Source organism: Sphingobacterium paramultivorum (assembly GCF_014109745.1).
GTDB lineage: Bacteria > Bacteroidota > Bacteroidia > Sphingobacteriales > Sphingobacteriaceae > Sphingobacterium > Sphingobacterium paramultivorum.
Map to the genome: position 1 here is coordinate 619,456 of NZ_CP058555.1, position 20,604 is coordinate 640,059.

Genomic DNA, 20,604 nt, shown 5'->3' on the forward strand with positions numbered 1-20,604 from the left:
CTGCACTGTTGGAAATAGTTTTGTATTTTGCAGGTATAAACTTTGTAACGTGACATTCAATCCAAATCGATATCAACATATGCCCTATAGACGCTGCGGGAAGAGCGGTGTTTTCTTACCTGCCATCTCATTGGGGCTTTGGCAAAATTTTGGTGAAACTGATATTCAAGCTGTATTTCGGAACACTTTAATTACGGCTTTCGATCGTGGGATTACCCATTTTGACCTTGCCAATAATTATGGACCGCCCCCAGGAAGTGCAGAAGAAAACTTTGGGAATATATTGCATGCCGATTTTGTGGGCTATCGTGATGAACTACTTATTTCTACCAAAGCAGGATATACCATGTGGCCAGGTCCTTATGGTGATTGGGGAAGTCGTAAATATTTGATGGCCAGCTTACATCAGAGCTTAAAACGGATGAAGCTCGATTATGTGGATATATTTTACCATCATCGACCGGATCCGAATACACCGTTGGAAGAGACAATGGTAGCATTGCGAGATATTGTTCATCAAGGAAAGGCCTGCTATGTAGGTTTGTCCAATTATCCTCCTGATCTTGCTCAGAAAGCTGCAGCGTTATTGCGTGCAATGGGGACACCATGCCTTATTCATCAGCCTAAGTATTCGATGCTGGTGCGGACACCTGAGGAGGGACTTTTGGATGTGCTGCAGGCAGAAGGAATCGGAGCGATCGCTTTCTCTCCTTTGGCACAGGGACTGCTGACCAACAAATACCTCGGGGGTATTCCGGCAGATTCACGCGCTTCGAAAGAGCATTTTTTGAAAAGTGAAATGATCACTGCAGAATTAATGGAGAAGATCGACCGGTTGAATAATCTTGCGATACAAAGAGGTCAAACATTGGCGCAAATGGCAATTGCATGGTTGTTGAAAGATGAACGCGTAAGCTCAGTTTTGGTGGGGGCAAGAAATAGTGAACAGCTGGTTGATTCGCTCAAGGCCCTGGACAGGCTGGACTTTACGGCGGATGAATTGACGCATATAGATACTATTCTGAAGCATAATTAGTCACCTAATTGATCATATCATGTTTGCCTTCGAAGCACAATTGGAAATTATTGGTATCAATCCTTTTGTTTATGTTCCTACGGATATTCTGGAAAACCTATTCAAGGATGCAGGAATAAACAAAGGATATATTCCTGTGAAAGGAAAAGTGAATGAAAAGGATTATGTTCAGACGTTGCTGCGGTTTAAGGGGGAGTGGAGACTGTACATTAATACGGTTATATTGTCGAATTCGCCGAAACGAATCGGGGAGACCTTAGCCGTAACAATCGCTTTTGATCCTGAAGACCGGACTATTTTACCCCACCCCGAACTCGAAGCAGCATTTGCACTAAATAAGGAAGCTCTGCAGGTATTCGATGGATTGTCTCCATCGAAGCAAAAGGAAATTATCCGCTATATTTCTTCCTTAAAAACGGCGGATAGTCGAAGAAAAAATATTGAAAAAGCAATGGGTTTTCTTTTGGGTAAAAACCGATTTGTGGGCCGTGAAAAGCCCTAAGAAATCAGACCAGTACTTCGATGTATATACTGTAATTCTGGCCAGATATCGGGATTATTGGTCAGAATTTTAACGATAATTTGAATATACTTATGGATAATCCTAAAATTGTATGGGGTATCATCGGCTGTGGTGATGTCACGGAAAAAAAAAGCGGACCAGCGTTTAATCGGATAAATAATAGTCAGCTATTGGCTGTAATGCGAAGAGATGCGGTGAAAGCTGCTGATTATGCTACTCGACATCAAGTCCCCTTGTGGTATTCAGAAGCGGACGATTTGCTCGATAATATCGATCTCAATGCAATTTATGTTGCAACGCCACCATCTTCTCATCTCGCATATGCGCTATCTGCCTTGCGTAAAGGGAAGTTTGTTTATGTTGAAAAGCCCGTTACGTTAAATGCGATAGAAGCAGAAACATTATTGCAGGAAGTAAAAGAAAGTGGCGGAAAGTTGGTTGTTGCACATTATAGGCGGCAATTGCCTTTGTTTCTAAAAGTTAAAGAACTTGTTGAAGGTGGTGAAATTGGCGAATTAAGGACAGTCCAATTGCGTTTATGGCAAAGCAGAACCCCCGACTTGGTGACTAAAGGTGCCGGAGATTGGCGTACTGACCCTGCCGTTTCGGGGGGAGGTTATTTCTTTGATTTAGCCCCACATCAATTGGATTTGATGCTCTATTTTTTTGGAATGCCGGTTTCATACGATGGTTTTAGCTTGATTCAGGATAAAGAAAGTGCTGTAGCTGATCAGACCACAGGAACGATTTTGTTTGAAAATCAGCTTGTCTTTAATGGAAGTTGGTGTTTTAATGTTGCCAAAGAAAACCAGGTAGATAAGGTTGAAATTGTAGGAAGCCTTGGGCATATTACTTTTTCTATTTTTGGAAATTCAGTTGTTGTCAAAACAAGAGATGGAGAGAAGGAATTTATATTTGATCATCCTGAAAATATTCAATTGCCAATGATTTCGCGCACAGTAGATTATTTCAGCGGCATCGGGCCTAATCCATCTCCGATTGAGGAGGCTGTTGTATTAATGAAGATTATCGATGACTTTTCGACAATAAGGCAATAATGTTTTCGTCGCTCTTACCATAAGCTAGATCATACCATGTGATGACTGTGGTAACCTATGTGCAGTATTTTATTTGAGGACATACCCTTGTAATGTTCTTAATGCCAGTACTCCCGTAGGAAGTACTGGCAATTGAATAAATATTTTCAGGTCTGAATATTAAATTTTCGCCAATGCAAGATCGATAAATGATAGTTCTTCGACGGTAAGCGTGATATCGATGGCTTGAGCATTTGCTATGGCCTGCTCTGCATTTCGGGCACCTGCCAAAACCACAGTGATCGCAGGCTGTAGACTGGTCCAGCGTAATACCAATTGAGAAAGCGTTACACCTTTGTTAGTGGCAATTGGACTGATGGTATCCAAGAAGGTCTTTACCTTGGCCAGATCAAATTGTTGGAAATAACCATTGCGGTGATCGCTTTCTTTTAATTTACCTGTATTGAAATATTTACCGGTTAATAAACCGCGCTCCATAGGGCTATATACAATGATCCCTAGATCATTTTCCTTTGCGTAAGGAACAAGGTCCTGTTCGATACCTCGGTTCAACATACTGTAACCAACTTGATTACTCGCAATGTTGAGGTTCTTCCGTGCTTCTGAAACTTGATCGACACTATAATTGCTGACGCCGGCGGCACGGATCTTACCTTGTTGCAAAAGAAGATCCAAGGCTTCCATCGTTTCCGAAATCGGGGTCGTGCTATCTGGCCAGTGAATCTGAAGTAGATCGATGTAGTCCGTACGTAAGCGTTTTAGGCTATTCTCTACTTCATGAATTACACTAGTTTTTGACGAATATTTATAAACTGGAATAGTTTTACCAGCTTCTTCTGCATCAAAGAAAAATTCGCCTTTTCCTTGGTTACTACCGTCCCATACCAAACCAAATTTCGTCAATAGCTGTATTTTGGTCCGATCGTAACCCTGAATTGCCGCACCGATCATTTCTTCACTTAAACCAAATCCATAAAAAGGGGCTGTATCCAATGTAGTGACACCATTGTCGATCGATGCTTTTACAGAATCAATGGAATCTCTCTTTTCATTTCCGCCCCACATGTTGCCACCAATGGCGAAAGCTCCATAAGTAATTGCTGATAATTCTAAATCTGTTTTTCCTAATTTTCTGTATTCCATTTTTTTATTTTTCCTATTAAAATTATTTATTACGCTAATGCGCCTTTCTCACCAAATAAATCTGTTCGAAATTGCATTTACTATTATCTGAATGATTGATAGAACAAAGTTATAATACAACTTTTTATTATTAAAATAATTTAAATTAGGTTATTCTATTATTTTTGTGATATATCATTAGGTGTTTTTTTAAGGAAAGCTTGAACAGTTATAGCTAAGTTTTTCTTGCTCATTCCTGTATAAACTAGTAAATTTATGTCATGCAGTAAGTCTTTTCGAAGGCGATCAATACCATTTTTATTGGAATAAGCAGTTGAGCAAAAGGATAACGATGCAAAAAGTAGAACAATTTAAACCTGACGTGATTATCATTGGAGCTGGCTTGGCAGGACTTACGACAGCAATGGAAGTCACCAATGCTGGTAAGAAAGTGCTTCTTGTAGATCAGGAAACGGAAGAAAATCTAGGGGGGCAGGCCTATTGGTCCTTCGGGGGACTTTTTCTTATCAATTCGCCGCAACAACGTCGCATGGGTATCAAGGATTCTTATGAACTAGCCCGACAGGATTGGATGGGGACTGCCGGATTTGACCGCGAGGAGGATTATTGGCCACGACAATGGGCTGAGGCCTACTTGAAATTTGCAACGGAAGAAAAGTCGGCCTACATTGCTAAGCTTGGTATAAAGTTGATGTTTATGGTCGGTTGGGCGGAGCGCGGTGATGGTTCGGCCTCGGGGCATGGTAATTCTGTGCCTAGATTTCATGTCAGTTGGGGAACCGGAACCGGCGTTGTGAAACCTTTTGTGGATAAAGCTTATGCTGCGCAGAAAAAAGGTCTTCTGCAGTTTCAGTTTAGACATCGCGTGACAAAATTGCTAACGCAAGATGGCACGGTCATTGGAATTGCGGGCGATGTTTTGGAAGATGATAACAAAGCAAGGGGTATTGCAACCAACAGAACTATTCTTGCGGCGTTTGAATATTATGCAGATCAAGTCGTTATAGCTTCGGGAGGAATCGGTGCAAATCATCAATTGGTACGGGAAAATTGGCCTGAACGATTAGGGAAAGCGCCGGCACAAATGATTTCAGGTGTTCCCGCCTATGTCGATGGAAAAATGTTCGGAATTGCGGAAGAGGTTGGGGCTCATATGATAAACCGCGATCGCATGTGGCATTATACGGAAGGGATTGAAAATTGGAATCCAATATGGCCTAACCACGGCATCCGTATCTTGCCTGGGCCCTCTTCATTGTGGTTTGATGCCCGCGGCAACAGACTTCCTGCTCCTTATTTGCCTGGATTTGATACCTTGGGTACACTCAAGCACCTGCAAGAGACAGGCTTTTCTTATTCCTGGTTTATTTTGACGCAGAAGATTATCAAAAAAGAGTTTGCTCTTTCGGGTTCAGAACAGAATCCAGATATTACCAACAAGGATTACAGCTTATTTTTGAAGCGCATTTTTGGGAAAAATGCGCCCGGGCCCGTTGAGGCTTTTAAGGAAAAAGGATCTGATTTTATTGTTTCGGACAATCTAAAGGATCTGGTAGCCGGTATGAATCGTTTGACAGGGGAGGATCTATTGGACTATGAAGCAATTAAATCACAAATTGAAGCGCGTGACCGGGAAGTAGATAATAAGTTTTCAAAGGACACGCAAGTAAATTACATCCGGAATACACGGAATTACCGTGGTGATAAATTAGGCCGAGTGGCAGCCCTTCATAAAATCCTGGCGCAGGAAAATGGACCGCTTATTGCGGTACGTCTCCATGTACTGACCCGGAAAACCTTAGGTGGTCTTAAAACGAATCTCCAAGCACAAGTGCTAACAAAGGATGACGAGGTGATAAAGGGCTTGTATGCTGTGGGTGAGGTGGCTGGATTTGGTGGTGGCGGGATGCACGGCTATCGGGCACTGGAAGGTACATTTTTGGGGGGATGTATTTTCTCCGGCATGAAAGCCGGACAACATATTGCGAGTCTGCCAAAGGCACCATCTGCCTAAGAAATGTGATGAAAATTAATTCTTTTCTTAATGTTAAAATAGAGGTTCCATAGGCAATCAATGCGATTTTTGCCTATGGAATAAGGGACTATTAAGTTTTTTTTCTGATAGAGCGCATCGTTTGGAGAAGAACAGAAACGAGTACAAGAGCGAGTCCAACATAGAAGGAAGCATTGACTTGTTTGCCTTCGTTGAAGAATAAAAAAGCAATGATAATCGAATAGATGGGCTCGAGATTGAAACTCAAATTGACCGTAAATGCAGATAGCTTCTTGAGTGATTCAGCAAAAAGAACATAGAGGCCAACCGTACAAAATAAAGCCAGTAAGATTAAATAGACCCCATCAGAAAAGCTCGGTATAAAACGTTCGGTGGGAAATAGATAATAGAAAATGGGCAGTCCGAGTCCCAATACAATGGTGCCACTAAGCATCTGATAAAAATTGAGCAATTTACTATCATATTGTTTGACTAGTCGCTCGTTGTAAATGGTATATAAAGCCGCAAAAATAGTTGAAATTACACCCAAAATAATCCCAAGTTGATAAGAGCTATCAAAATGAAAGATTAAACTGATTCCGATCAATGTCAGCATACTTAACATGAGCTGCGCTGCGCTAAATCTTTTCTTGTTGATGATTGGCTCTAATACAGCGGTAAAAAAACTGGTTAGGCAATAGCAAACCACGCCAATGGAAATGTTGGAAAACTTGATGCTACCATAAAAAAATATCCAGTGGATGGTGATTAATAGGCCGACTTTCGCAATTTTAAACACATCTTTAGTGGATTTTAAACGCTCAATTTTGAATAATTTGAGAACGAGGAATAAGATGATTGTTGAGAGTAAAACCCGAAACCAGACGAGTGGTATTTGATTGAGGGTAATGAGCTTGCCGAAAACACCGGTGAAGCCTGCGAGCAATACTGCGGTATGAAGTACTAAATATGATTTTTTCATAAAAAAATGTCTTTCCCAAAAGGGAAATTTAAAAGCTAAATAAATAGTTAATCCTTATATCATCCGAATTTGCTCCTGATCGGACGCCATTATTCGTTTGACATTGCGCTATATTATTTTGCTGGAGGAGAAAGACAAGTTCTTCGGCCCATGGTTTTATGCTTGTTTTTAACAAATATAGAAATTATCTACAGCATTCAAAGTGTTATATTTCAGCTATTTTGTTTGGATTAATATTCTTCATCCTAAAGACTAAATGTTATATTAGTAATCTCGCTAGGGGGGATCCCAAGATAATCGTCTTCCTAGTAATGAATACACAATATCAATATAAACCAAACTAAACAATGAAGAGAAAAGAATTTATACGAAATACGAGTCTATTGGCTGCATCAGCACTTTTTGCACAGACGAAAGTATTCGGTTTTCAAGCTGATACGGTTCGTGTAGGGCTGATCGGTACAAACGGAATGGGCTGGTCCAATCTGAACGCCATCTTGAAGGTACCAGGAGTGCAGTGTACGGCATTATGTGATGTCGATGAAAATGTTTTGGGGAATCGAGCTGAGGAATTAAAGAAACGCAATATTAATGTGAAGACTTACATCGATTATAAAGACCTCCTAAAAGCAAATGACGTTGATGTTGTTATTGTCGCTACACCTGATCATTGGCATTGTATGCAAATGGTTGATGCTGTTGCGGCCGGAAAAGATGTATATGTCGAAAAACCGATTGGAAACTCCATTCGGGAATGCGAAATTATGGTTGCAGCTGCTAAGAAGCATAAGCGCGTTGTACAGGTTGGGCAGTGGCAACGTAGCCAACAACATTTCAGAGATGCGATGGATTTTGTTCATAGCGGAAAATTGGGGAAAATACGTCTTGTTAAGGCTTGGGCTTATCAAGGTTGGATGAAGAGTATTCCGGTTCAGGCTGACGCTCCTGTTCCTGCGGGAGTACATTATGATAAATGGTTGGGACCAGCACCAAAACGTGCGTTTAATCCCAATCGTTTTCATTTCAATTTTAGATGGTATTGGGATTATGCGGGTGGCTTGATGACCGATTGGGGGGTACATATGTTGGATTATGCGCTAATTGGAATGAAAGTATCAGATCCTGTTTCGGTTATGGCTGCTGGCGGTAAATTTGCTTATCCTGACGATGCCGCTGAAACACCAGATAGTTTAACAACGGTATACGAGTTTGATGGATTTAATGTTCAATGGGAGCAGGCAACAGGGATAGATTTGGGGCCTTACGAAAAGACTCACGGAGTTGCTTTCATTGGCAATAATGGTACCTTGGTCGTCAATCGCGAGGGCTGGGAAGTTATCCCGGAGAAAGGGCGAATGGATGCTGTCTCTTTTCAACGTTCACAGGATAATGGATTGGACAAGCATATGGTTAATTTTGTAGAAGCAGTTAGAAAGAAATCCGTTGAGGGTTTACATGCTCCGATAGAAGCTGGGGCACATATCGCGATATTCTCACAAATGGGAAATATTGCTTATCGGGCCAAAAAGAAATTGTTCTGGGACAAACAAAAGCGCAGTTTCAATGATAAGGATGCAGACCAGTACCTGGCGAAAGTTTATCATAATGGTTATAATCTGCCCAAGGTTTAAGATGTTAAAAATAGCTGTTAAAAAGATATTGTTTTGTCTAGCACTGACGGGGCTGACTGTGAACCAGGTTTCAGCGCAACAGATGGAACAAATGTGGAATGGTGAAGGGGGAAATAAACCGATCGCCCAAAATAGAGGGAAACTGTTCCGTGAAGGCAAATATGCGATGTTTATCCATTGGGGAATCTATTCGCAGCTAGCAAATACCTGGAAGGGAAAAACGTTTTATGGCATAGGGGAGTGGCTCATGAACAAGAGTATGGCCAATATCCCTGTTGCGGACTATATGGCCGCTGCGGGTTCTTTCCGTCCAGATCATTTTGATGCTAAAGCTATTGTGCAGCTTGCAAAAGATGCTGGAATGCGTTACATCGTGATTACAAGTAAACATCACGATGGATTTTCGATGTTTCATTCTAAGGTGAATTCTTTTAATATTGTTGAGGCTACTGATTTTAAGCGTGATCCAATGATTGAGCTCGCAAAAGCCTGTAAAGAGGGGGGAATTGGTTTTGGGTTCTATTATTCGCAAAATCAGGATTGGACCTATCCTGGCGGAAATGGAGGCCCCAAGGTGAATGCAGCTGGTCAGCCGAAAACATTTGATGATTATTTTTGGGAGAAATGTTATCCTGAGGTGAATCAGATTACAACTGAGTATGGACCGATAGAATTGGTCTGGTTCGATACTCCTGGGGGAATGGACAAGAAATATGCACAAAAACTTGTTGAATTGGTTCATAAAAATCAACCCGGAGCATTTGTGTCAGGGCGAGTTGGGCACGGGCTCGGGGATTATTCTACTTTAGGAGATATGGAAGTACCGCGGCAGAATGTTCCAGGTCTTTGGGAAGCAGTGGATGTAACCAACGATTCTTGGGGATATGCTTGGTACGACAATAATTGGAAGAGTGCTCGCGAGATCCTATTGCGTACATTGTCGACGGTTGGTCGAGGTGGGACTTATATGTTAAATGTCGGCCCCAAGCCAGACGGGACTATTCCAGAACCAGCGAGTTTAGCGTTGCGCGGTGCGGGTGCCTGGATCCGGAAATATCCTGAGACCGTTTATGGCGCACAGGCGTCACCTTGGGGGCATGCCTTACCCTGGGGAGATGCTACTGTACAGGGGCGTAAGATTTCGTTGTTGGTCTATCATTGGCCGGCCAATGGAAAGTTGTTTGTTCCGGGCCTAACAAAAGGGATAAAGTCGATTAGCCTTTTAACTTCCAACGGCAAAAAGTCCTTGAATTACACGTTCGATGGAAAATGGTTAAAAATCAATATGCCAGGTGTAGCTCCCGATCCATTGGTTTCTGTCATTGAAGTTGTTATGGAGGAGATACCAGCTATTGATATGATGTTAGGTGTTGATCCGGCGATGGAGACAATTGTGCCTGTTGATTTTGCTGAAGTTGAAGGATGTAATAAAACTGGAAAATCATGGATGGAAAAATTCGGTGAATGGAAGCATGTGGTTCAAGTAGGGCAATGGACTGATCAAAGTAAATTAACGTATGCTATAGACATTGTTAAGCCAGGCTATTATCAAATTGATCTCAATTATACGGGGCAGGGGAGAGTGGTGTGGAAGATCGAAAACTCGGCTGGGGAGATCGTACAGAATCAGCAAGCGGCCTCTTCTGTGTATAACTGGTACCCTTGGGGATGGATGAAATTTAAGGCTCCGGGGCGCTACAAAATTACTGTTTCGTTAGTGGAAGGGGATGGTGATAAAGTCAGTCTTACTGCACTTCGATTTAAATCTGTAGAATAGATCTTAACAGTCTATTCTACAGATTCTTCAATAATCACCTTTCTGTGCTCTCGGCCCCAGTTAATCATTTCTTGGATGATATTACCAAATGTCCGGCAATAGGCAGTCGGTAGGTATTCAATTAGCACAGGACTGTCCGGATAGACTTTTCTGCTAACAAGCTTGTTGAGTTCCATATCTTTCAATTCTTTGGACAGCATACGAGTGGTGATCCCAGGGATACTTCGTTCAATTTCTCGAAACCGTTTATTACCGTTGCATAATGAATTGATAATGGGAATACGCCATTTTCCACCTATAAAATACAGGGTGTCTTGTAATGCCCTTAGTTCTTCTACTTGATTTCTTTCCATGGTAATTTTGGTATACTCTATTATACTGGTATCAAATGTATATCAAATACCCGATATATTTGTCAAAAAATAGAACAATGAAAAATTTAGAAAACAAAGTCGTCTTAGTTACAGGAGGGAATAGTGGAATTGGTTTTGCAACAGCGAAGGAGTTTAGGGAAAATGGGGCACAAGTTATTATTACAGGAAGAAGAAAACAAGCTATTGATCAAGCCGCTGAGCGGATAGGAGCAACAGCCTACGTGGCGGATCAGGCTATACTACAGGATATTGAAAAACTTGCTCAAGAAATAAAAGATCGGTTTGGATATATAGATGTCCTATTTATCAACGCCGGTATTACAGGTGAAGGAGGTTTTATTGATGAAGCATCAGAAGCGAATTTTGATGCAGTAATGGATATCAATTTAAAAGGCTCATATTTTACATTGAGCAGGTTTATTCCACTTCTTCGCGATGGTGCGTCTGTCGTTATTCTTTCTTCTAATGTAGCTACCTTAAATATGCCAGCGAGTTCGATTTATCAAGCGAGTAAAGCGGCCGTTAATTCCTTTGCCAAAACAGCAGCAATGGAGCTTGCAGACCGTAAAATTCGTGTAAACACCGTGAGTCCGGGTCCGACTAGGACGGATGTTCTCAACAAGAATTATGACCAGCAGACTGTCGAAAATATTTGGAATAAGTTGGCAGCAGAATCTCCACTCAAAAAGATAGGTACAGCTGAAGACGTCGCTAAAATGGTTGTTTATCTGAGTGGTGATCATGCATCTTACATCACTGGCGCTGATTTTGTTTTGGACGGTGGAATGGGTATCAATCATTCTTAATTATAGCGCACTAAGAGAATTTTAGGTGAAGAACTTATCCTTCGTAGATATTGAATTATTATCATACGAAGGATAATCAATAGTTTAGATTCTTTGTCTGATCTCGCTTATTTATATTAGGGCGGATTGCATGCTAATTTTACGAGATTAAATAGTTTAAGCTATTCTTGCAGCAACGTCTGTATTTTTTCGATAGACGCCTCATTCTCTAAGAACTCGATATATGGAAGCAGCGGCTCGATATCTTGCTTATCCATTGTTTCTAGATCGTCAAATAGTGCATTTACAAAATCAGTACAAAAGGATTTTCCATAACTGTAGGTGCTAATTCTGGCAAGATCCTCACAATTGATTTCTGTGGCATTCAGATTAAATACAAGCTCAGGAATTTCGTAGTCGCCTTCTGCCGGATAGCCAATATACCTAAACATGCTTTCCTTCCATACGCGAAATAGGATTTGATGCGAGACATGTTTCCCAAAGTAATCGAACACTTTGGAAAGTATCTCGTAAGCGGTTTCTTTCTCAAAAACACCAGTAATGCTTTTGTCGATCAATTCGGCATAGGAAATGAAAATTGAGCTATCAAAATGAACATCAAAATTAGCGGTCAGCATGGCCACAATATGTTCTCTGGGCTGGGTTCTTAAAAGTTGTCTTGCTGTTAATGAGGTTAAGTTATGCTTTTGTTCTCGACCGTGGCTGTCGGGGAGGAGTACGGTGTGTTCTTTGTCGAGGAGCGAGATGACGAATTTCCAATCTTCGGGCCTTTTGAGAATCCTGCAGTTCTGAGCGAGATAACCGCTCCTTTTAGGGTCGGGTTTCTTGTCGCCAACAATAACTTCTCCAGGTTGAATAATATGTTCTGGAGGAACTTTAAACCTGCGTATATGCACAAAGAGTTCTTCTCCGGAAGGTAACGCAAGAGTACCAAATCCTTTGTTATTGTCGAACCATTTGACTGCGCCGATAAACATGGCTGGGGTTGAGTTTTGTTTCAATAGGATAAAGGTAAGGAATAAATGCCTTTATTAGGTATTGAAAATGAAATATTTGCAATTATTTGTGCTATATCACCTATTTTTCTCGTATTTACCTACTTATTTGGTTGGGGAAAAGATTTTCGGAAGGCCAAAGGAGACATATTTGTCTTCGCTTTGAATAACTTGTTAAATGATTGGGGATGGCCAAAGCCCAAGTCGTAAGCAACTTCGCTTACGGATAGGTTTGTGATGGATAATTTCTCTTTTGCTTTGTCAATTATTTTATCATGGATGAAATGTTGCGTATTTTCACCGGTCTGCAAACGGAGCATATCGCTTAAATAACTGGCTGAAATGTGTAGGCGTTCAGCAAGATACTGTACCGTTGGAATGCCTTGTTTAGTAGAAATATTGTTAGAGAAATATGCTTCCAATATTTCCTCAAGTTTGGCTATTAAGTTCGTATTAATCGCTTTTCGGGTGATAAATTGTCTTTTATAAAATCGGTTGGCATAATTTAAAAGTAATTCAATGTGGGAAATAATCACATCTTGACTAAAGTCATCGATTCGGCTAGTTAATTCTTCATCGATGTGTCGGAAGATGGAAATAATTCGGTCTTTTTCTTTTTCGGATAAATGTAAGGCTTCATTTGTGGTATAAGAAAAAAAGCCGTATTGTTTTATTTTTTTTGCTAGGGGATATCCCCAAAAGAAATCAGGATGTATCAAAAGGGTATATTGTGAGCATACTTCGCCTTCATTTGCGCCGTGGTTTCCTATAATTTGATTTGGAGCGGCAAACAGAAGTCCACCTTCGTCAAAGTCATAGTAACCTTGTCCATAGATGAGTTTTCCTTTAACACTCGGTTTGTAGGATATTTTGTAAAAATTCAATACATGCGGTTGAGGAATATTGTTGAGCATAACCTGATGAGTGCTGCCATTCACCATGCTGACCAAGGGGTGGGCCGGTGTTGGAAGGCCAAAAGCACGGTGAATATCCGATAGGGATTCCATCTTTGGGAGAGCTTTTTGTTCTTTTTTCATTTTTGAATTTACATAATTCTCGTTTACAATAGTCGATAATGTAAACGAGAATGAATTATTGACATAGGGATTACTTAGAAACGCCTTGAGCTTGTGCTGAAACAGTATCCCATTCTTTCCATGTGGCAATCCTTTCGGCATATACACTACTTACCCAAGATAGGTTTCCATTTCCTAGATTAAACCGCAAGGGAGGATTTTCTGTGTCAACAATACTGAAGATTGCAGCTGGAGTCGCATTCGGATCACCTTTCTCCATTTTTCCTAAATCAGTAAAAAATTGGGCTTTAAAATCTTGGTAAGGATCTAATGTTTCAGCAAATTGTAGTGATTCCTGACTTCCAAATTCGGTGGCATAGGCTCCGGGTTCTATGATGGTTACTCTGATGCCAAACGCTTTGACCTCAAGCGCTAAACTTTCGTGTATTGCTTCAAATGCCCATTTTGAGGAACAATAGTATCCGATTACAGGCAGTGTAACGTGGCCTAGGCTACTTGATGTCCCTAAGATGTGGCCATGTCCTTGCTGACGTAATAATGGTAAAACAGCTTGAATGACAGCTACCGGTCCAAGGATATTTGTTTCGTATTGTTTTCGAATATCGTCCATGCTAGCTTCCTCAATAGTTCCAACCAGAGAGTAACCTGCATTGTTAAGGACAATGTCTAACTGGCCAAAGTGATCATATGCCTGTTGTACAACAGTTTTTACTTTTTCGGTGTCGGTAACGTCCAATTCCAGTGTCAATACGTTGTCTCCATATTTCTCATTGAGATAGGCGATGGAAGAGAGTCGTCGTGCGGTAGCAATTACTTTGTCTCCCCGCTGTAATGCTGCCTCTGTCCAGATTTTCCCGAATCCGCGCGAACTGCCCGTGATAAACCAGATTTTACTTTGCGTATTTTGTGTCATATTTCTTTGTATTTGTAATACAAACTTCCATAAAGCGCGTCTAATAAAAATCGCCAAATTGAGGGAATATGTAGCCGAAAGGAGTTTTGTGAAATTTATTTAAACGAATAATTTTATGGAGTTATTTTTTGTCTCTTAGTCGTAATTTTGAACTAACTTAGGATGTTAAAATCTGTTTTTATAAGATAGATTTTCATTAAACGTAAAGTTCCGTATGCAGCGTGTAATTGCTAAATCCATTCTTAACAAAACAAAACGGAGAGATACCTTGGCATTATATGGTTCTGACCCTGGTGATAATCGGACTTTGGTTATGCGTGCGGTTGAAAAACACTATCCACAGCTCGTGGAAAAATACCAACGATTGTTTGGTCCGGACGGTAAACTTTCCAGCTATTATCGACAGGCATTTGCGGAAAAGGTAAAGGGATTATGTGTACAATATGGGCTGCGAGACCGGCTGGTTTAGCTACTAAGTTTACTGATTTTATCTTCAAAAAATCAGATCTCATTTTTATTTTTATAAGTTGTTGTAAAATAGGTTTATATGGTCCGAAAAAGACGTTAAATTTATTTTTCGTACCTTTGTACTGTCAAAAGACAGAATGGCGTGAGTTTATTCCGCTATGGCTTTGTGCCGTTGGCACAGCCTAGGTTGTTCGTTATACTTGTTGAAGTATATTTTGGAGATGCTTTTTGAATGGAGCATTTCGTCTTTAAAAGATTAGTTTCTTTTTCATCATTGCTCTTACCGAACCGAGAGTAAAGTATGTTAGTTAATAAGTTGATTGAACTGTACGAGTAAGATTTCGATCAAACGAACTCAACTGTAGGGATATTTTTATTTGTAAGAAAATAGCGTAGGCGTATGGCCTTAGTGGGTTACTCATGCCCTTATGGTTTATTTATGTTTAAAAAAATTAAAGAATGGATAAAACTAGCAAGGTAAAAGTAAAAGTTGAAGACTTGGTACTTGTTTTCGGAAAACAGAAGAAGCAAGCTTTGAAATTACTAAATGAGGGTTTCTCCAAAAAGGAGATCTTGGCAAAGACAGATTGCACGATCGGAATCAACAAAGCTAATTTTGAAATCTTCGAGGGTGAATTCTTTGTTATAATGGGACTATCAGGCAGTGGGAAATCTACCCTGCTCCGTTGTCTTAATCGATTGAACGAACCCACATCAGGAAAGGTATTTATCAATGGAGAGGATATTACAGGGAAAAATAATAAAGATCTTCTTGAAGTCCGTAGGACAGAAATGAGTATGGTCTTTCAGAAGTTTGGTCTGTTGCCACATCACACCGTATTGAGCAATGCCGCTTTTGGTTTAGAACTAAGAGGGGAAGAACGAGACAAACGGGAATCTAAGGCTCAGAAAGCACTTGATGTAGTGGGGCTGAGCGGATTTGAACAACAGTTACCGTCTCAGTTATCTGGTGGTATGCAACAGCGGGTTGGACTGGCTCGGGCACTTGCAAATGATCCCGAAGTATTACTGATGGATGAGGCATTTTCAGCACTAGATCCCCTGATTAAAACAGAAATGCAAGATCAGTTATTGGAGTTGCAGGATAATTTACAAAAAACGATCGTTTTTATTACCCATGATCTCGATGAAGCAATCAAATTGGGCGATCGTATTGCTATTATGAAAGATGGTGTCATCGAACAGATCGGTACTGCGGAAGATATCTTGACAAATCCAGCGAGTGAGTATGTTAAAGCCTTTGTTGAAAAAGTGGATCGCAAGTCCATCATTTCGGCAGGTTCACTGATGTTTGAGAAACCTACTGTTGTACGTTTCAAAAAAGATGGCCCTGAGGGGGCTCTACGTAAAATGCGGTCGACAGGAATTGAGATTCTCCCTGTAGTTGATGCTCATGAGACTTTTCTTGGTTTTGTTCATATGAGTGAAGTCATTCAATCTGCAAAGCGTAGGGAACCTACCGTAGAATCCATTATACATACGACCGTTCCAACTGTATCAAAAGAGGTGACCGTTGAAGAAATGTTGCCCTTGATATCGGAGATCCGGTCGCCAATCGCTGTGGTGAATGAACATAATCGTTTGTTGGGGATCGTAACACAGACATCATTGATTATCGAAGCGACAAAGTATAATGAAGAAGAAATTATTGAATTAAAAGAGAAAGCAAATAATCAGTAGAAATGAATAAAGTAATCGATATAGGACAATACATTGCTGTAGCCGTCAATTGGCTGACAGATCATTTAGAACCATTTTTTAACTTGATAAAAAATACGGGGAATGCATCCATTATTGGACTGGAATGGGTGCTAACAACAATACCTTTTTTTATTATCATCGCATTATTTACAGGTTTAGCCTGGTGGAAATCTGGGAAAGGGGTTGCATTGACAACATTGGTGGGATTAACATTGATCTATCTGATGGGATTTTGGATTGCAACGATGGAGACTTTGGCCCTGGTATTGGTAGCTACACTGACAGCATTGGTTATATCAGTTCCTTTGGGCGTGTGGGCCGCGAAGAATAAACTAGCAGCGAAAATCATTCGGCCCTTACTTGATTTAATGCAGACGATGCCTGCCTTTGTTTACTTGATTCCAGCGGTGTTATTTTTTAGTATCGGTAAAGTCCCGGGAGCTTTTGCTACCATTATTTTCGCTATGCCACCTGCTGTCCGTTTGACGACTCTAGGGATTGATGCGGTTCCAAAAGATATTGTGGAAGCTGCGCGTTCATTTGGAGCTACCAATAGTCAGATCTTATTTAAAGTAGAGCTGCCCTTGGCTACAAAAACAATCTTAGCGGGGATCAATCAGACCATATTACTGTCTCTATCGATGGTTGTTATTGCCGGAATGATTGCTGCTGGTGGCTTGGGAGAAAAAGTGCTTGAGGGTATCAACAACTTGGATATTGGTCTTGGTTTTGAAAGCGGTTTGTCCGTTGTGATTCTCGCTATTATTTTGGATCGGATCACGCAGGGCTTTGTAAAAAAGAAAGCATAGTATGAGGAAAATAAAAAGTATGGTGTTGTGTCTGATGGTGTTATTGCTTGCTTCATGCACCACAGGCCGGAATAAAAATATTATTCATATCGGTATGGTCGATGGCTGGGCCGAAGGAGTCGCAATGACAGAGGTCGCAAAAGTTATTATGGAAGAAAAGGGGTATCATGTTGTTATCCAGCGGGCTACGCCAGATATGATCTTAGCCTCCATGAACAATGGCGATACAGATCTATATATGGATGTCTGGCTGCCATTGACCCATGGAAGTAAAGTGGCTAAATTCCCAAATATTGAAGAGCTTGGAACGAGTTATAACCATGCGCGAAATGGACTTGTTGTACCGGATTACGTAACAATTGATGGAATTGAAGAGTTGAAAAAACATGAAAAAGAGTTTGATAGAAGGATCATTGGTATAGAAAAGGGGGCTGGAATAACACGTGCGGTGGATCAGGTGATCAAAGATTATAGCCTCGATTATAAGCATGTGAACTCATCTACCGTCGCTATGATCACGGAATTGCAAAACGCGATCAAAGCAAAACGTTGGATTGTGGTAGCTGGCTGGCAACCGCATTGGATGTTTGCTAAAATGAAATTGAAGTTTTTGGATGACCCCAAAAAGACATTGGGTGATGCCGAGCAAATTAAAATTTTTGCACGGGGAGACTTTAACATTGAGCAGCCGGAGCTAGCCCGATTTTTCTCGAAAGTCCACTTTGATGAATCAACAATGGCTGATTTGTTGTCACAAATGCAGGGAAGCCAGAACAAAGCAATTACGGCAAAAGAATGGGTCAGGAAACATAACGATCTCGTAAAGGGCTGGTTATAGTTAACTGAGGTGATTAAATAGTTATGCCACCGCAGCACGCTGCACGGCATAGCATAAGGAGGGCATTGTCATCACGACAATGCCCTTAAAAATTTACGGGCCAGTTGGATTTGTTGTTGTTGTATGCTGGATAAAGGATATCTGCTATCATCAATCCATGTGTCGAGCCCCTTTGGAAATTCCCAGGCGAAATCTAAGACTTTCGCTTTTTCTGCGGCTAAAATAATATCATGTTTCGTTGCATTTGGATTGGCAATCTTGATGTTATTATAAATGCTATCCTGGATGAGTGGAAAGTTGTCTGCCATATCCTGATTTCTATTTGTATCCATAGTGAATTATTTTTAAAATAATTAAGAATGATTCTAAATGATTTCATACTTTAGTCAAAGATAGCAGGCATTCTATTGTTATGGGGTCTGCATAAAGGAGTAAAATGTCCGTCGAAGGGAATATTTCTGCTAAGATATATTGCCTAATGTGCGTAAGACTATTTGAATCCTAAAAGGAATTAAAAATGGCACTAAGATTATATGATATTGATTCACCCAATTTATTATTGGAGCGGACTTACCCAAGTACCTGCTTTTCTGTCGATACGGGAATTTATGAATCTGTAACACATTTAGATACTACTTTTGGGAAAGGTTTTTACAAGGAGGTTTTCTTCGATGGTATTCATATTGGTTACGGTCATGCACAATTATTTAAACGGATGCGGTTTCGTTTTGAAAGTGATTTTGAAACAGTTGAAATGCACTTTGCTTTAAAGGGTAATAGTCAGGCGAGTGGCGAAATGATGCCCTCAGGTGTAAATTTCGAGACCTACCAGCATAATATTATTTACGGAAATTCAATGTGTGGTCAAATGGATTGGGGGAATCAGGAGTTTCAGTTATGTGAAATAAACTTATCGCCCGAATTTTTTAAAAGATTCTTACCCGACGATTCTAAATTCTTTGCAGATTTTCGTAATGCCATTGACCGTGGTAAATCGGGATTGCTGACCAATATGCATAGACGGATTACCCATGATATGTATCAAATTATCAACGAGATAATTAATTGTCAACGAAAGGGAATTTTTAAGAAAATTTTCCTGGAAGCAAAGATTATGGAGCTCTTGCTTCTTCAATTGGAACAGTTTCAGGAAGAAGATTTTGTAGCAGTTTCGTTAAAACAAGCCGATATCGATAAGATATATGCCGTTCGTGAGTTTCTTTTAAAAAATATGGATACCAATAGTACACTGGTCAATCTCGCGCATCTGGTGGGTACCAATGAATTCACATTGAAAAAAGGTTTTAAGGAGCTCTTTGGTACGACTGTTTTTGGTTTTTGGCATGACGCAAAAATGGAACATGCCAAGAAACTGATCCTAGATGAAGATCGAACAATCGGTGAAGTTTCTGATTTGGTTGGTTACAAAAATCAACGCCATTTTTCGGAGGCCTTTAAACGTAAATTTGGAATCCCACCGAGTAAGCTAAAAAATACCTTGTAATGTGGAATAGCTTTTTTCACACTTTACGGACCTTTTATTCCTTCTTACGGAAGTTTTAATAGCGCATGAATCGGGTTTGATAAAAGTCGAATAATTACCTTTGTTTAGAAAGATTCTTAATAGAAATCTTTTGATCAAATATGTACGTAATTAGAAAATCATGGGAAAAACTGAAATGAAAGTAATACAGCTCGCCCTGACTGTAAGTAGAAAAGAATACCTGACGCCACATTATATTCGTGTTTATTTGACTGGTGATGGTGTGGATCAAATCGCTAATACGACCGTCGGAGTCAATAACAAGATCTTGATTCCGCCAAAGCATGTAGATCGCATTTATTTTCCAGAATTTGATTATGAACGAGGGCAGTGGAAGCCGATGGATGAAGCGATTAGGCCAACAGTTCGAACTTATACACATCGCGGTATCAACCTTGATAGAAATGAGGTATGGATTGATTTTGTTGCCCATGGTGATGAGGGGCCAGCTTCAGCTTGGGCTATGGCTGCAAAACCTGGCGATGTGCTTGGGATTCTAATGAAAGCAGGTAAGACCTCTCTATATAAAGTTGCAGCTAACTATCTCCTTGTTGGGGATGCAACTGCAATTCCTGTTCTGGGGGCAATCTTAGAAGATTTGCCACCTTCGGCAAAGGGAATCTGTATGATTGAAGTACATGGTAGCGAAGATATACAGCAATTGAAGACTAAGGCTGCTATTGATTTTATCTGGTTACATAATGATACGCCACAGGAAGGTAGCCTTTTGGCGGATTTGGTGAAGATCAGATCCTTGCCCGTAGAGGATAAATTTGCTTATATAGCTGCTGAATTTTCGACAGTTAAGGAGATTCGCAATTATTTGCGTAAGGATCTCGGTTGGGGAAGACAGGAACTTTATGCTTATTCGTATTGGAAAGCCGGAGTTGCTGAAGATAAATCTGCTACAGATCGCCGTAGTGAGAGTGAAGAAATCCGGGCTTAACGTTTACGAT

At 40.5% G+C, this 20,604-nt stretch carries 20 protein-coding genes; 13 read left to right on the top strand and 7 right to left on the bottom strand.

The window, feature by feature from the left end; translation table 11 throughout:
* The first annotated feature begins 79 nt into the window (after positions 1–79).
* The 3 genes from HS960_RS02310 to HS960_RS02320 all read left to right on the top strand — a co-directional run bounded on the left by HS960_RS02310 (position 80) and on the right by HS960_RS02320 (position 2,617).
* Positions 80–1,036 carry an aldo/keto reductase gene (locus tag HS960_RS02310; RefSeq protein ID WP_182333074.1) on the top strand — a complete coding sequence of 319 codons (957 nt, stop codon included), beginning with the start codon at positions 80–82 and terminating at the stop codon, positions 1,034–1,036.
* Between the two features lie 19 nt (positions 1,037–1,055).
* Positions 1,056–1,538, top strand: coding sequence for a YdeI/OmpD-associated family protein (locus HS960_RS02315; RefSeq protein ID WP_159727748.1), 483 nt, complete (start codon positions 1,056–1,058; stop codon positions 1,536–1,538).
* A gap of 92 nt (positions 1,539–1,630) precedes the next feature.
* Positions 1,631–2,617, top strand: a complete 987-nt coding sequence (locus tag HS960_RS02320) for a Gfo/Idh/MocA family protein (protein ID WP_182331167.1) — start codon at positions 1,631–1,633, stop codon at positions 2,615–2,617.
* Between the two features lie 159 nt (positions 2,618–2,776).
* Here the strand turns inward: HS960_RS02320 and HS960_RS02325 are convergent, their stop codons facing one another.
* A complete protein-coding gene (locus tag HS960_RS02325; RefSeq protein WP_182331168.1) occupies positions 2,777–3,760 on the bottom strand; it encodes an aldo/keto reductase in 984 nt (327 codons plus the stop codon).
* 331 nt (positions 3,761–4,091) lie between these two features.
* Between HS960_RS02325 and HS960_RS02330 the strand changes: the two genes are divergently transcribed.
* Positions 4,092–5,774, top strand: coding sequence for an FAD-binding dehydrogenase (locus HS960_RS02330; protein WP_182331169.1), 1,683 nt, complete (start codon positions 4,092–4,094; stop codon positions 5,772–5,774).
* 91 nt (positions 5,775–5,865) lie between these two features.
* On the opposite strand, the gene HS960_RS02335 is transcribed toward HS960_RS02330, so the two are convergent.
* On the bottom strand, positions 5,866–6,735 hold the full coding sequence (locus HS960_RS02335) for a DMT family transporter (protein WP_153845773.1): 870 nt from the start codon (positions 6,733–6,735) through the stop codon (positions 5,866–5,868).
* Between the two features lie 347 nt (positions 6,736–7,082).
* On the opposite strand from HS960_RS02335, the gene HS960_RS02340 reads away from it, so the two are divergent.
* The gene (locus tag HS960_RS02340) at positions 7,083–8,366 is read left to right on the top strand and encodes a Gfo/Idh/MocA family protein (RefSeq protein ID WP_153845774.1); all 1,284 of its coding nucleotides are present in this window, start codon (positions 7,083–7,085) and stop codon (positions 8,364–8,366) included.
* A 1-nt stretch (position 8,367) separates the two neighbouring features.
* Positions 8,368–10,143, top strand: coding sequence for an alpha-L-fucosidase (locus tag HS960_RS02345; protein ID WP_200845553.1), 1,776 nt, complete (start codon positions 8,368–8,370; stop codon positions 10,141–10,143).
* Between the two features lie 11 nt (positions 10,144–10,154).
* On the opposite strand, the gene HS960_RS02350 is transcribed toward HS960_RS02345, so the two are convergent.
* On the bottom strand, positions 10,155–10,496 hold the full coding sequence (locus HS960_RS02350) for a winged helix-turn-helix transcriptional regulator (RefSeq protein ID WP_159727742.1): 342 nt from the start codon (positions 10,494–10,496) through the stop codon (positions 10,155–10,157).
* Between the two features lie 77 nt (positions 10,497–10,573).
* On the opposite strand from HS960_RS02350, the gene HS960_RS02355 reads away from it, so the two are divergent.
* On the top strand, positions 10,574–11,323 hold the full coding sequence (locus tag HS960_RS02355) for an SDR family oxidoreductase (RefSeq protein ID WP_159727740.1): 750 nt from the start codon (positions 10,574–10,576) through the stop codon (positions 11,321–11,323).
* Between the two features lie 161 nt (positions 11,324–11,484).
* On the opposite strand, the gene HS960_RS02360 is transcribed toward HS960_RS02355, so the two are convergent.
* From HS960_RS02360 to HS960_RS02370, 3 genes are all read right to left on the bottom strand, one after another.
* Positions 11,485–12,324 carry a cold-shock protein gene (locus HS960_RS02360; RefSeq protein ID WP_159727738.1) on the bottom strand — a complete coding sequence of 280 codons (840 nt, stop codon included), beginning with the start codon at positions 12,322–12,324 and terminating at the stop codon, positions 11,485–11,487.
* 95 nt (positions 12,325–12,419) lie between these two features.
* Positions 12,420–13,355, bottom strand: coding sequence for a helix-turn-helix domain-containing protein (locus HS960_RS02365; RefSeq protein ID WP_159727736.1), 936 nt, complete (start codon positions 13,353–13,355; stop codon positions 12,420–12,422).
* A gap of 70 nt (positions 13,356–13,425) precedes the next feature.
* A complete protein-coding gene (locus HS960_RS02370) occupies positions 13,426–14,268 on the bottom strand; it encodes an SDR family NAD(P)-dependent oxidoreductase (protein WP_153845779.1) in 843 nt (280 codons plus the stop codon).
* A 214-nt stretch (positions 14,269–14,482) separates the two neighbouring features.
* Between HS960_RS02370 and HS960_RS02375 the strand changes: the two genes are divergently transcribed.
* The 4 genes from HS960_RS02375 (at position 14,483) to HS960_RS02390 (ending at position 18,105) form a co-directional block, all read left to right on the top strand.
* Positions 14,483–14,737 (top strand): hypothetical protein, encoded by a 255-nt coding sequence (locus HS960_RS02375; protein WP_159727734.1) that lies wholly within the window; start codon positions 14,483–14,485, stop codon positions 14,735–14,737.
* A gap of 458 nt (positions 14,738–15,195) precedes the next feature.
* Positions 15,196–16,437 carry a quaternary amine ABC transporter ATP-binding protein gene (locus tag HS960_RS02380; RefSeq protein WP_182331170.1) on the top strand — a complete coding sequence of 414 codons (1,242 nt, stop codon included), beginning with the start codon at positions 15,196–15,198 and terminating at the stop codon, positions 16,435–16,437.
* Between the two features lie 2 nt (positions 16,438–16,439).
* A complete protein-coding gene (locus tag HS960_RS02385) occupies positions 16,440–17,267 on the top strand; it encodes an ABC transporter permease (protein ID WP_075993479.1) in 828 nt (275 codons plus the stop codon).
* A 1-nt stretch (position 17,268) separates the two neighbouring features.
* On the top strand, positions 17,269–18,105 hold the full coding sequence (locus HS960_RS02390; protein ID WP_159727730.1) for a glycine betaine ABC transporter substrate-binding protein: 837 nt from the start codon (positions 17,269–17,271) through the stop codon (positions 18,103–18,105).
* A gap of 71 nt (positions 18,106–18,176) precedes the next feature.
* Here the strand turns inward: HS960_RS02390 and HS960_RS02395 are convergent, their stop codons facing one another.
* Positions 18,177–18,437 (bottom strand): hypothetical protein, encoded by a 261-nt coding sequence (locus HS960_RS02395; protein ID WP_046675378.1) that lies wholly within the window; start codon positions 18,435–18,437, stop codon positions 18,177–18,179.
* A gap of 185 nt (positions 18,438–18,622) precedes the next feature.
* Between HS960_RS02395 and HS960_RS02400 the strand changes: the two genes are divergently transcribed.
* Together HS960_RS02400 and HS960_RS02405 are read left to right on the top strand one after the other, a co-directional pair.
* On the top strand, positions 18,623–19,609 hold the full coding sequence (locus HS960_RS02400; protein WP_182331171.1) for a helix-turn-helix transcriptional regulator: 987 nt from the start codon (positions 18,623–18,625) through the stop codon (positions 19,607–19,609).
* A gap of 160 nt (positions 19,610–19,769) precedes the next feature.
* Entirely contained in the window at positions 19,770–20,594 is an 825-nt protein-coding gene (locus HS960_RS02405) for a siderophore-interacting protein (protein WP_182331172.1), read from the top strand.
* Positions 20,595–20,604: the final 10 nt, after the last annotated feature.